The organism is Janthinobacterium amylolyticum (assembly GCF_051380655.1).
In the GTDB taxonomy this organism is placed as follows: Bacteria; Pseudomonadota; Gammaproteobacteria; order Burkholderiales; family Burkholderiaceae_D; genus Janthinobacterium.
The window spans coordinates 150,132-162,549 of record NZ_JBNYXL010000005.1; the positions used below are offsets into that span (position 1 = coordinate 150,132).

General features: G+C 54.3%; 10 protein-coding genes. 1 reads left to right on the plus strand and 9 read right to left on the minus strand.

Going from position 1 to position 12,418, the window contains the following annotated elements:
- Window positions 1–45 precede the first annotated feature (45 nt).
- The 6 genes from ACQ4WR_RS12140 to ACQ4WR_RS12165 all read right to left on the minus strand — a co-directional run bounded on the left by ACQ4WR_RS12140 (window position 46) and on the right by ACQ4WR_RS12165 (window position 7,913).
- On the minus strand, window positions 46–1,122 hold the full coding sequence (locus tag ACQ4WR_RS12140; protein WP_436487496.1) for an aldose epimerase family protein: 1,077 nt from the start codon (window positions 1,120–1,122) through the stop codon (window positions 46–48).
- Between the two features lie 16 nt (window positions 1,123–1,138).
- Window positions 1,139–2,086, minus strand: coding sequence for a glycoside hydrolase family 43 protein (locus ACQ4WR_RS12145; protein ID WP_102292721.1), 948 nt, complete (start codon window positions 2,084–2,086; stop codon window positions 1,139–1,141).
- Window positions 2,087–2,251: 165 nt separating this feature from the next.
- The gene (locus ACQ4WR_RS12150) at window positions 2,252–3,604 is read right to left on the minus strand and encodes an MFS transporter (protein ID WP_102292722.1); all 1,353 of its coding nucleotides are present in this window, start codon (window positions 3,602–3,604) and stop codon (window positions 2,252–2,254) included.
- Window positions 3,605–3,791: 187 nt separating this feature from the next.
- Window positions 3,792–6,491, minus strand: a complete 2,700-nt coding sequence (locus ACQ4WR_RS12155) for a TonB-dependent receptor (RefSeq protein WP_436487499.1) — start codon at window positions 6,489–6,491, stop codon at window positions 3,792–3,794.
- Between the two features lie 379 nt (window positions 6,492–6,870).
- The gene (locus tag ACQ4WR_RS12160; protein ID WP_436487501.1) at window positions 6,871–7,245 is read right to left on the minus strand and encodes a VapC50 family PIN domain-containing toxin; all 375 of its coding nucleotides are present in this window, start codon (window positions 7,243–7,245) and stop codon (window positions 6,871–6,873) included.
- A 203-nt stretch (window positions 7,246–7,448) separates the two neighbouring features.
- On the minus strand, window positions 7,449–7,913 hold the full coding sequence (locus tag ACQ4WR_RS12165; protein ID WP_436487503.1) for a helix-turn-helix domain-containing protein: 465 nt from the start codon (window positions 7,911–7,913) through the stop codon (window positions 7,449–7,451).
- A gap of 317 nt (window positions 7,914–8,230) precedes the next feature.
- Between ACQ4WR_RS12165 and ACQ4WR_RS12170 the strand changes: the two genes are divergently transcribed.
- Entirely contained in the window at window positions 8,231–9,211 is a 981-nt protein-coding gene (locus ACQ4WR_RS12170; protein WP_436487505.1) for a site-specific integrase, read from the plus strand.
- Window positions 9,212–9,217: 6 nt separating this feature from the next.
- On the opposite strand, the gene ACQ4WR_RS12175 is transcribed toward ACQ4WR_RS12170, so the two are convergent.
- Genes ACQ4WR_RS12175 through ACQ4WR_RS12185 form a run of 3 tightly spaced genes read right to left on the minus strand, consistent with a single transcriptional unit; the run spans window position 9,218 to window position 12,139 of the window.
- On the minus strand, window positions 9,218–10,924 hold the full coding sequence (locus tag ACQ4WR_RS12175; RefSeq protein WP_436487507.1) for a DUF2326 domain-containing protein: 1,707 nt from the start codon (window positions 10,922–10,924) through the stop codon (window positions 9,218–9,220).
- A 17-nt stretch (window positions 10,925–10,941) separates the two neighbouring features.
- Window positions 10,942–11,187: an ABC-three component system middle component 6 gene (locus ACQ4WR_RS12180; RefSeq protein WP_436487509.1), complete on the minus strand. Its 246-nt coding sequence runs from the start codon at window positions 11,185–11,187 to the stop codon at window positions 10,942–10,944.
- Window positions 11,174–12,139 (minus strand): ABC-three component system protein, encoded by a 966-nt coding sequence (locus ACQ4WR_RS12185; protein WP_436487511.1) that lies wholly within the window; start codon window positions 12,137–12,139, stop codon window positions 11,174–11,176. Before ACQ4WR_RS12185 ends, ACQ4WR_RS12180 begins: the two co-directional genes overlap by 14 nt.
- Window positions 12,140–12,418 lie beyond the last annotated feature (279 nt).

A 12,418-nucleotide genomic window follows, 5' to 3' on the forward strand; every position in this document is an offset into this window, starting at 1 on the left:
CGGGCATATTCGCCCGCCGGGTCAGACCGCAGGGAGCTGCGACGATTATTCTGCGGAAAACCGATAGACGGTTTCCGTCTGATAGACCGCGCCCGGACGCAGGATGGTGCTGGGGAAATGCGCCTGGTTCGGCGCATCGGGGAAATGCTGGGTTTCCAGGCATAGCGCGCTGCGGTAGCTGATGGCGCGCAGCTTGCCGTACTGGCTGCTGTCGAGGAAATTACCGGAATAAAACTGGATACCCGGCTCCTGCGTGTACACCTGCATCACCCGGCCCGAGGCGGGATCGCGCACCTTGGCGGCCAGGTTCAGCAACTGACCTGCCTGTTTATTCAGCACGAAGTTGTGGTCGTAGCCCCGGCCGATGCGGATCTGCTCATGCGGCAAGTCGATGCTGTCGCCGATGACGGTGGGCTGGCGCAGGTCGAATGGCGTGCCGGCCACGTCCGCCAGTTCGCCCGTGGGGATCGACCCCGCGTCGACGGGCAGGTAGCGGTCCGCGTTGATCGACAGCTCGTGGCCCAGGATATGCCCCTGCCCAGCCAGGTTGAAATAGCTGTGATTGGTCAAGTTGATGGGGGTGGCCTGGTCCGTCATCGCGTGGTAGCGCAGGCTCAGCGCGTTGTCGTTGTCCAGCTCGTACACCACCGTGACGTCCAGCTTGCCGGGATAGCCATCTTCACCGTCCGGACTGCTGCGCGTGAACGTGACGCCGACGGCGTCGTCCCTGGTGAACGGCTCGGCGTGCCACATGACCTGGTGAAAGCCCTGCAGGCCGCCGTGCAAGTGATTCGGCGGGTTATTCACGGCCAGCTGATAATCGTTGCCATCCAGGCTGAAGCGCCCTTCCGCGATGCGGTTGCCGAAGCGGCCGATCACGGCGCCCAGGAAGGCTGCATTGTGCAGGTAGGGTTCGATGCGCTCAAACCCCAGCACCACGTCGGCAAAGGTGCCATTGCGGTCCGGCACGTGGATTTCGCTGATGATGGCGCCAAAGTCCAGCACCTTGACTTGCATGCCCTGGCGGTTGCTCAGGGTAAAGACGCTGACGTGGGCGCCGTCAGGCAAGATGCCGAACGGTGCTTGCGTCACTGAAACAGAAGCGGAATCAACTGAGGTCATGGCGTGGGGTCCAGGTTTACAGGGTCGATGAACGGCCAAACACGGGCATGCCCTGCGCATCCCAGCGCAGCGGTTTGACAAAAGTATGGCGGTCCGGGTTCCACAAAGGATCGCCGACGATTTCCGTGTAGGTGCGCGCATGGTACACCAGCAATACACCGTCGCCATCTTCGGCCGTGGTAAAGCTGTTGTGGCCAGGGCCGTAGATGCCGTGCTCGTAGCAGGTGGCAAACACGGGTTCGGGCGACTTGCTCCACGCCGCTGGATCGAGCAGGTCGGCCGTGTCATCGGCCCACAGCAAGCCCATGGCGTAGTTTTCATCCGTGGCGCTGGCGGAATAGCTGATGAAGATCTTGCCGTTGCGCTTCAGCACGGATGGCCCTTCGTTGACCCAGAAGCCGCGGATTTCCCAGTCGAATTCCGGCTTGCTCAGCATCACGGGTGGGCCGCCCAGCTGCCATGGCGTGGCCATCGGCGCGATGTACAGGTTGGAATTGCCTTCGATGGCCACATCTTTCTGTGCCCACAGGTAATACAGCTGGCCATGGTGCTCGAAAGTGGTGGCGTCCAGGCAGAAGGTGTCGATGCCAGTGTCGACCTGGCCCATGAATTCCCACTCGCCTTCGAGCGGGTTGGCGTTGGTATTGCGGATCGCATACATGCGGTGCTGGAACAGCTTATGTTTGATCTCGCGGCTCGGTGCGGCAGCGAAATACACATACCAGGCGCCCTGGTTGAAGTGCAGCTCGGGCGCCCACACCAGCTCGCTGTACGGGCCCGTCTCCGGCTTGTGCCAGACGGCGACTTGCTGCGCATCGGCCAGGCCGGCGATGCTGTCGGCACGGCGCAGCTCGATACGGTCGTATTGCGGCACGGAAGCCGTAAAGTAATAATAGCCGTCGCTGTGGCGGTAAATGTGCGGATCGGCGCGTTGTTCGATCAGCGGGGTCAGGACTTCAGCCATAAGCACTCCAAATCATTTCATCAGATTAAATTAGTTTGCCTTACAACACCTGAGCAAACCGTAGCGAGCGGAAGGGAGAGGTGGCTGAGAAGCGCAACCGTACTCCAGTACGGTGAGCATCGCAGGCCGCCTATACCGACGCGCAGCAGGTTAGCTCAGGTGTCCTCACGCAGCCACGTAGCCGCGCTTGTGCATTTCCACTTTCACGCCACGGTAGTAGTCATCGCTGATGCGGTACTTGAACATCAGCAGGCCCATCAGCAGGTGGAAGAAGCCGGGGATGATCGACAGCATCAGGGCGATGCCGTTCAGGGCGAATTGCGTTTGCTCATGGTTCGGCTGGTAATCGAAATACGACAGCAACATGCCGACGAGGAAACCCGCCACGGCCATGCCCGCCTTCTGGCAGACGGAGATGCCGCCAAAGGCGAAGCCGGACACGCGCTTGCCCGTTTTCACCTGGCCGTAATCGATGGTCTCGGCGATGGCCGACCAGAACACGGGCGCATGCAAGTCCACCACAAAGGACAGCAGGAAATACAGGGCGAAGGCCAGCACCGTGTCGCTCGGCTTGACGAAGAAATAGATCGCCAGGCTGATCAGCGCCACACCAATTTGCGAATAGCGGAACAGTTTTACTTTGCAATAGAACTTGGTGATCCAGGTCGAAGCGATCATGGCCAGGATGGCCGCCACCACGCCCGTGGTCAAGAAGGCCGCCACGGTTTCCGTGTCGCCGCCCAGATAATATTTCGCATAGTAAATAGCGACAGAACCGCGCACCACGTAGCCCACCGTACCGGTGACGCACACGCCGCACAGCACCAGCCACTGGTCATTCTTCAGCAGCACTTGCAGCTGTTCCAGCAGCGATTGCTTTTCGACCACGTGGACGACGCGCTCGGTGGTGGTGAAGTAGCAGAACAGGAACAGGGCCACGCCCATCACGGCCATCACGGCCATGGCCGCCTGATAGCCCACGGCCGGGTTGCCGCCGCCCCAGCGCTGCGACAGGATCGGCACGACGATGGTCACCATGAAGGCGCCGATCTTGGCGAAGAACAAACGGTAGCCGTTGGCCGACAGGCGCTCGTGCGGGTCACTGGTGAGGCCGCTGATCAGCGAGATGTAGGGGATGCCCACGCCGGCCGTCATGATGGTCATCAGGATATACGTGGAATATGCCCAGATGAGCTTGGCGTCATAGCCCCATTCCGGCGTGGTGAAGACGAAAAACACGCTGACGCCGAATGGCACTGCCAGCCACAGCAGGTATGGCCGATAGCGGCCCGAGGCGAAGCTGTAGCGGTCGGTGATCTGCCCCATGACCAGGTCGGCGATGGCGCCCACCACTTTCACGGCCACGAACAGCAGGGCCAGGTCGCTGGTTTTCAAGCCATAGATATCGGTATAGAAAAAGGTGATGATCAACATCATCGACGAGATGACGACATTCAGCGCCATGTCGCCAGCGCCGAAGCCGACCTTTTCAACGGTAGATAATTTTTGCGTCTCCATGCTTTCCGTCCATTCTTTTTATGATGAATCGTGCCTGACTGCCCAACTGACAGGGGCGCTGCCGGCCGAAACCATGGCAACGCCCTTGGATACTGCTTTTCACTCCGGTAAAACGTTCAGGGCAAGGCGCATTGCCGACGACAGTACGAAAAGTACGGTGAGGCAATGCGACGCAGCCATGGACGTTTTACATTTTCCAGCGCAGGGAAAGGCCGACGGTGCGGTCGTAGCGCCGCGTATCGCGCGCATACACGCCCGGCTCGTTCCAGTAATCCTTGAACTTGGTATCGAGCAAGTTATTTCCATCCAGAGTCAAGGTGAACTGGTCGTTGATCTTGTACGACAGCGAACCGTCGAGCTGGGCCGTGGCCGCCACTTTCAGGTCCAGGCCGGGGCCGCCCTGGTTGTAGCTGTCGATGAATTTCGAGCGCCAGTTGTAGGCCAAACGACCCGACCACGCGTCTTTTTCGTACAGCACGACCAGGTTGTAGGCGTAGCGCGACACGCCCGTGATGGCATGGCTGCCCGTCTCGTCGTCCGTCTTGCCGCTCATGTAGGTGCCGTTCGCTTGCAAGCCCAGGCCGTTCAAGATGCCCGGCAAGCCGTCATAAAACTGCTGATAGCCAATTTCCAGGCCCTGCAGCTTGCCGGCGCCCGTGTTGTAAGGGCGGTCCACGTCGTACACCTTGCCGCCGATGGTTTCGCTGGAAATGCGCTGCTGGATATAGCCGTCGAACTTGTGATGGAACACGGTGGCGTTCACGGAGCCGGCCGGGGCGAAATACCATTCCAGGGCGGCATCGAAATTGTCGCCCGTCACCGGTTTCAGATTCGGATTGCCGCCCGCGCCCGTGGCTTTGACCGTTTCCGTCGAGTTGACCAGGGCCACGCCAGGGTTCAGCTGGGCAAAGCCGGGGCGGCTGATGGTGCGGCCCGCCGCGAAACGGCCGATCAGGTCGGAACGCAGCTTGATCTTCAGTGCCACGCTCGGCAGCACATCGGTGCTGGAAGTGTCGCTGATGACGGGCGTATACACGCCATCCTGTGAACTGTTGCCCTGCAGACTTTGCTCGGTGCGCACCACGCGCACGCCCAGGGTGCCATCGACCGGATATTCACCGAGCTTGAAGGCGATCTTGGCCTTGCTGTAGATGGAATAGGTTTTTTCCGTATCCTTGAAGAAGGAGCCTGGGTCGAGGGTGCGCGCGGCGCTGCTGCCCGTGATGGCTTCGCGCAGGGCGCCCGTGTTATTGATCAGGAAGCTGGCGCACGGCGTGTACCACTGCTTCAGGCCATAGTTGGGGCCGCCGCTGGACATCGGCTCCGACAGGCAATTGAGGCCGGGTATCGAAGTCACGCTCTGGCGGTTGAAGGGAAATGCTGCGCCGGACACGTCCGGTGCTTCCGCATTGCCTTCATAGCTCTTGATCGATTGCGCTTCGCGTTTCACGCCGCGCACGCCAACGCTGATTTCCTTGAAGAAGCCGCCGGCGCCGGGCGTGTAGGCCAGGTCGGCGCGCAAGTCGTTCGAGCTGCCTTCATCCTGGCCGTAGCGGTCGAAAAAGCCCTTCAGATAGTAATTTGACGGGTCTTTCAGGTCGATGCCGCTGTAATCGACGTTCAGGGTACCGTTCAGATTGGTATTGATGGTGGCGTTCGGCACTTGCGTGATGGCGTCGAGAATGGGGTTACGCCAGTTAAACGTGCTCTTGGTACTGGCCAGTTCCGACGTGAAACGCCATTCCGGATTGATTTCCCACAAGCCACCCACGGCGAACTGGTGCGTCTTCGATTCGCTCTTGTTCGCCTGCGTCGACATGATGGTGTTGACGTTGGTCGACGTCAGCGTTTGCAGCTGGTCGGTACCGGGAATTTTGGTGGCGGACACGGGCGTGCCCCACCATGGCAGGCCGACGAAGTAATCGGATTCCGAGTCGAGCAGGAAACGCGTAGCCATGCCTTCCGCGTACAGTTCCACATCGGCGTTCGGGCGCCATTGCAGCGCGGCATTGGCGGTGGTGCGGCGGCGGTCGCCCTTGATCGGCAGCAAGCCGACCTGATCCGGCGCCGTCAGGCCCGGCGAAAAGTAGCTTTTGTCCACGGGCGCCGTATTGAACGCGCGTTCCTCGTGGTAGCGGTGTTGCTGCTGCGACAGGCCGAACAAGGCGCCCACGTCGCCGATGCCCGTTTTCCAGCGGTTCGATACCATGCCGCTGACGTTCGGGTCCGTGGCCTTCGATTTGTCGCTGTACATGGCGCGCGTGTTGACGCTGGCCGTGAAATCCTTGAAATCAAACGGACGGTTGGTGCGCACGTCGATGATGCCGGCCACGCCGCCCTCGACCTGGTCGGCGCCCTGCGATTTATACACGTCCACGCGCTGCAGCATGGTGGCGGGAATGTCGGCCAGGTTGACGTAGCGGCCCGTGGTGGTAAACAGTTCGCGGCCGTTGAGCAGGGTCGTGACATCGCGCAAGCCGCGGATCATGACGGCGCTGGCCTCGCCCGAATCGCGGCGAATCTGGATGCCGGACACGCGCGCCAGGGTCTCGGCCACGTTATTGTCGGGGAATTTGCCGATATCGTCGGCCACGATGGAATCGATGACCTGGTCCGAGCGCATCTTGATCTGCTGCGAGTTTTGCGCCGAGCGGCGCACGCCGCTGACGGTCACGACCGACACTTCGCCTTCCGCTTGCGGCACGGCGGCAGGCGCCACCGCGGCCACCTCGGCCGCTGGCGCCACGGGGGCCGGCACGGCATCCGCCTGCGCCCAGACCGAGGCAGAGCTCAGCAAGCCGATACCGGCCAGTGCAGCAACAGCTGCCTTCAAGGTGAATGGACGAGGGGGAATGGCCGCGAGCGGGCCGGTGGCGTAAGACATCATGAATCTCCAGATATTGTATTGATATTTTTATACGGCTTGCATGTCGAACGCATGCTCGGCGTTTATCTTAGGGGCTGGACGATAATCTCTCCAATCAATTTTTCCACTGTTTTGATATCAATTTCGATATCGGCAGCTGGAGCACTGGGAGGGTTGTAAACGGACAACGGCAGGGGCGTCGTGGGCGGTTTCGGCAAGCGCATGCCAAAAAAATTGGCAGCGCTGGTGTGTCATCGGCAAACAGGCGCCCGCCAAGATGCAGGATGCGGATTGGGCACCGCATCGGTAGCAGAATGGGATCGCAATCACGGGCTAGAATCTGGCCTCGTCGGGGGCGGCGCCGCCGGCGTGCCTGGGGTTTTTGCAGCAAGGCGCAACGTTATAGCGAAGTCATCGAGGAACGCAGCAATGTCACGAACTGGGACAAGCCTTGCGCTTCATAGGTAGCAATCAATTCAGCTGCGGATCGGGGTGGTTTCCGCAATCGTGCCCGGTTTTCCTTGACGATTGCGAGCGTGCGCAGAGGGGCCAGTTCATACTGCGCCACCAGAAAATCATCGGGGTACAATACCTCAAGGTTATGCCCGCGCATGAGCGTGGCCGGGAAGTCTTTGAGATTGAAGGTGACGATGGCATCGGCATGTCCCACGATGGCCGCCGCCAGCACGTGCCGGTCGTCGGGATCCGGCAAGACCAAGGCATCTATCAGGTATTCATAAGACTCGATCAAGCCGTCTTCGACCGCTTGCGTCATCAGGGCGCTCGTCCGCGCCAACGCGGAAGGCTCGAGATCCGGCCGCTTAAGCAGCAAATTACGCTACCACTCATCCTGTATTTGCGCTGTCCAGCGGGCGCTGAAGATACCATCCGCAGCCAGACTCAGCAGGAGATCGCGCAACGGCGCCGGATACAAGACACAGGCATCCAGGACGGCAGTGTAACGATAGTATCCGGCCATCAGTACCCCAGTTCAAGCTCCTGCGCCTGATCTGCCAAGGCCTGCAAGGCCTGTTCCGAGCGCCGTTTACGCTCATCCTTGTACTGCACCACATCCTCGAAGCGCAACCGGCGGTGCGTACCCACCTTGTGATGAGGAATTTTCCCCGCCTCCAGCAACCGCACCAGATAGGGCCGCGACATATTCAAGTACATCGCCGCCTCCTGAGTCGTTACATCCAGTTCTTTGGGCATGACCGTCACGGCCTTCCCTTGCGCCAAGGTGCCCAGCACGTCGGCAAACAGGCGCACCACATTCGGCGGCAAGCGCAGCAAGGGGGCATCGCCCAAGTCCTGCGCCCCCTCTTCCAGAACGGCAATCTGCACGGCGCGCGAATGATCGAGCGCACTAACCAAGCACCGCTGTGCCACCTTCACCAGTTCCAGATCTTCTTTATTGTCCAGACGATCGATCACAGTCGACATGGCATCCTCCTACTTTCCATTCAAGCTTACGAAGCAAACGCAATAAACGCAACCTAAATAATATAACAATTTACGCGACGTCAATGCAGGAGCGCGAACGGACACAGGCCGGCCCATCAACTGCGAACAAAGTAGAGGAGGAAATATCGGGAAACAACGGGAACATCTTGGTGCGGCTGGCGGGGATCGAACCCACGACCCTTGGCTTCGGAGGCCCAAATTAGCACTAGTATCCATGGGCCTTAACGATATATTTCACCTTTATTGGCACAATTTTGGCACACTGTTGCCTCATTTCAATGCTGCCAACAAACACTATGCCCACCATCCGTAAAAAAGGCGAAGGCCAGTACCACGTACAAATTCGTAAGCGCGGCTATCCTGCTCAGACCAAGACATTTACAAAAGAGGCCGACGCCAGACGCTGGGCAACCATCATTGAGTCCGAGATGGAGCGCGGTGTGTTCGTATCTCGCACCGAGGCAGAAGCTACACTGGTCAAGGACGTGCTGCAACGATTCGCCATTGAAGTGCTACCAACCAAGCGTAGCGAACAGTCTGACAAATCGCGTATCAAGACTCTAATCGAAGCATTCGGTAGCTACCGTTTAGCCAGCTTAACCTCTTTCCAAGTGGCTAAGTTTCGAGACAATCGCTTGCAAGTCGTCGGACCGCAATCGGTGATTCACGAAATAAACCTATTGAATCGTGTTCTAAAAACGGCATCCATGGATTGGGGCATAGCTCTCCCTGGTGGACTTCCTACAGCCCAAGTGCGTAAGCCCACCAAACCACGGGGACGTGATCGTAGGGTCACGCAGGCAGAAATAAGCAAGATTCTTGAGACTACCAAATCCGCTGAACTCCGAACAATAATCACTTTAGCGGTCGAAACGGGCATGCGTCGAAATGAGCTTGCTTCGCTGTGCTGGGAAGAAACTGACCTAAAGAGACAGACGGCCCATTTACCAAAAACGAAGACAGATGTGCCTCGCACGGTTCCCCTATCAAAAGCTGCCGTCAAAGCACTATCAGAGCTAGAAATGAAAAAGGAGGGCCGAATATTTTCGCTACAAGCCGAATCCATGAGTCAAGCCTTCGAACGGGCCTGCGAGAAACATCGGGCAAACATCATAGGTCTCCGATTTCACGATCTGAGACATGAAGCAACGAGCCGGCTTTTTGAAAAGGGGCTAAATGTGATGGAGGTGGCCGCTATTACCGGCCATAAGACTTTGGAAATGCTAAAACGATATACTCACCTAAAGGCAGAAGATCTAGCCAAAAAAATTGGCTAGATTTCCTTAATAATGCAAATCGACTTGAATTCCGAGCAATTTACTCTCAGGGGAGTCATCTTTCAAACGGACGCGAACATTATTATTGATTACAACGGCCATCTCTTCATCACTGAACTGATCCGCCATACCCTCGATTTGATCCTGATTCAGCGTCGCTATATATTGTAGGCCAGCACCTTTTGTCATTTCATGGGCAGTCTTAAATAAAACTGCACGTTGACGCGGGTCGATATCACTATACAAGCGGCTATCATGCACAATAAATCTAACTTGATGAGATTTGGCAAGTAATAAGGTCATATCGAAACAAAACAAGCGCACTTCATTAATACCATCAGAAGCATCATTCTGTATTCGAACATCCATGTCAAACCGAATTTGGTTATCACCTTCATTGTTGCGCAATGTAATACCGGCAGGGGCCCGTGGGTAAAATCGCTTCGCAAGAGTACGGAATGGACCAAGCTTAGCTTCAATCTCAGCACTGCACTCACCAAGATATGCATTTGTCTTGATAATGCCCGCGCTCAAATTACTACTTATATTGGCCAACATGTCGCTGTACTTTTGCTTCAACTCTTTAAAGTCTTTCAGCTTTTGAGCTTCAGCCTTCAATGCACTAACTTGGTTTGTAATAGCAACAAATTGATCTAAAGCTCGGCTAGTTCCCAGCAAGGCTATTTTTTGGTCAAGATTAGCTTGCCCTTTAATTATCTCTTGCTCTGTATCATTCAGCTGCTTCAAAAACTTTAGTTTATCCCTGGAAAGCCTAGCAATTCGGTTTTCTAACAGTGTTTTATGAAAACGTTCAACCTCATCTAAGTGTCGGATTGTGTCCGGCTTAAATGATTGAATTACTTCCTGATAAGCATTTAAAACTTTCTCAATAGCAACATCAGGTTTTTGCCTTAGACTCGCATCTATGCTATCGATAGCATTTCTAACTAGCACAACATTATTTTTAAGATCAAATAAAGTGTCGGCTAAACGATCGGCTTCCTTTTGAATGTCATAATAATTCGCTGCAACTTCAAATCGCCGAAGCTCTTCCTCCAGACGATAAATTTCCTCATTTGCCTCAGTCAAAGTAATATCTACATCAAGATCACCTTTGAAGAAATCCCGAATCACGGTATCTTTTTCAAAGCTTTTTATTAATCCATCAATTTCTAAATATTTTTTTCGCAAACTGTTTTTTTCAACAATTAGCTCAGTATCCAAGCCCAATAAGAAACAATTCCGTATCAAGGATTCATAAGGACTATAATCTGACGCAGTTTCATCTGGTTTGGTATAGCTGGCACCACCTATCCGGATAAACTTGGAAATCAGTGAGCGATAACTAAGACCTGTAGCATCTTCAGGAATAGAAAAAAGCCTCTGTTCCAAAAACTCTTTATACTTTTTTAAAGTCGTTTCGACATTATCAAGATAGACTTTGTTTTGAGAAAGTGTATTGCGACTTACCGTATGTTGCGCTCTATCCAGCTCAAAAGTAAGCGTAAACTCCCACCCAGGAAGAGATTTTCCAAACGGGTCATTTTTGTTACTACCTAAGCAAAAGTTAATTATTTCAATCAGAAGAGACTTACCTACCCCATTGTAAGTCTTATCTGTCTTGCCAACCTTGCTTTCGCTCACGGTTGTTTTTACACCCACGACCAAAGTCAAACCGTCAGAGTTAAACTCGACAGTTTTAAAAGAAGCCATGTTCGCTGCAAGACTGATTAAGCGCATTTTTCTATCAACCCATTGTTAGAAAGATTTATGGCCTTAATAGCAAAAAGAACATCAAGTGCAAGTACTACATTCTCAAATGTATGATGCGCAGAATAAATACCCGAATCACGGGCCTTACGATATTCAAACCAAATCGCATCAACAGTCTGTGGTTGACGGAGTAATCCAAGTAGATACGCTCCTAGACCGAGCAAAGACTCGCTCATCCCAATATGTTTGTCAGGAAGTAACATTTATTGGTTCCTCAAAAATATCGCAGCTTTCAAAAAAGTAAGAAAGTAATACCTGTACAGCCTTTGGAGTAGCCCTCTTATCTCCCGAAAATGAATTGGGAGTAGCACTTGCAAGCACATCAAAATAGATCTGATCTTGTGCAGTCAAGCCACTGATAGGATCCGAGACGAAACCCTGTGTTTTGGCATTTATATACATGTCGTTCAACGACTGACGAACTGCGTGCCGAGCAAAATTCGCGTTCAATTTAAAGAAGGATTCAACTGCATTGTCTTGGTAGGAGCCTGCTTTTAAGAAACTTGCGGCAACTTTCAAATCATTAAAAACAAGTTTTGTTTCAAACTCTGGTGTGACTAACTTCCCTTGCACCGCGTTATTTGGGGTATTAGCCAAAACGTGTGCGACCACTTCTGTTAATACCGAGTAGTCAAGCTTTACGATAGTGGTGGTATCAGGCAAAAAGCCTACAATTGTGTAAACATGCTCTTCCTGAAGTTCATCAAAAATGACATCCTCCAGATGCTTGCAAGCAATTACTTCGGCCTTATCTAGGCAGTGCTTTTTTTGCAACTCAGCCAGTGCTTGGTAAGTTGTAGGGTACGCACCCTTATACTTATCGTTTAGTACAAAAAAATACTCTTTGATACCAACTGGATATATTCCAGCCCAGAAAGACTTCAGTCCATCAAAATCTCCCTCCAGCTTCTTGATAGCTGAAGATTCTTTTTCTTGGACGTTTTCAGGTGCGTAAACCTGATAGTAGCGACCTGACGCAGGCTCAAACCCATCGTTCTTTCGATCGCCTAAATTACCTTGTGGCTTCACTTGCCTAAAATCAGGACGTGCATACCCGAAGATTGAGGTAAACAAGTTCTCAAACACCTGCGCATCCGCTGACAGAACTTTGTTCTTGAACAATATGCGCGCTATCATTTTTTCTTGAAGATTCATTGGGATGCATACCGACAAGTGCCGGCGAGGTTGATGTTTGCTAGCATACGATTGTACATGCGCATCCAGACCCTGAGACATTCTTCAAGCGTTTAAGATGGATTGTACACGTCAAGCACTGTGCATGCATACAGTGTACTGATGCTCAGGGGTATCATCATCAGTCAACAATCGACAGGCATCGTCGCTGGCTAGGATAACCGGATAAAACGTTCCTACATGCCACCGTGAATCGCGCCTCCTGATACCGACCTTCACGGCACACCAGGCCAGTCGCCT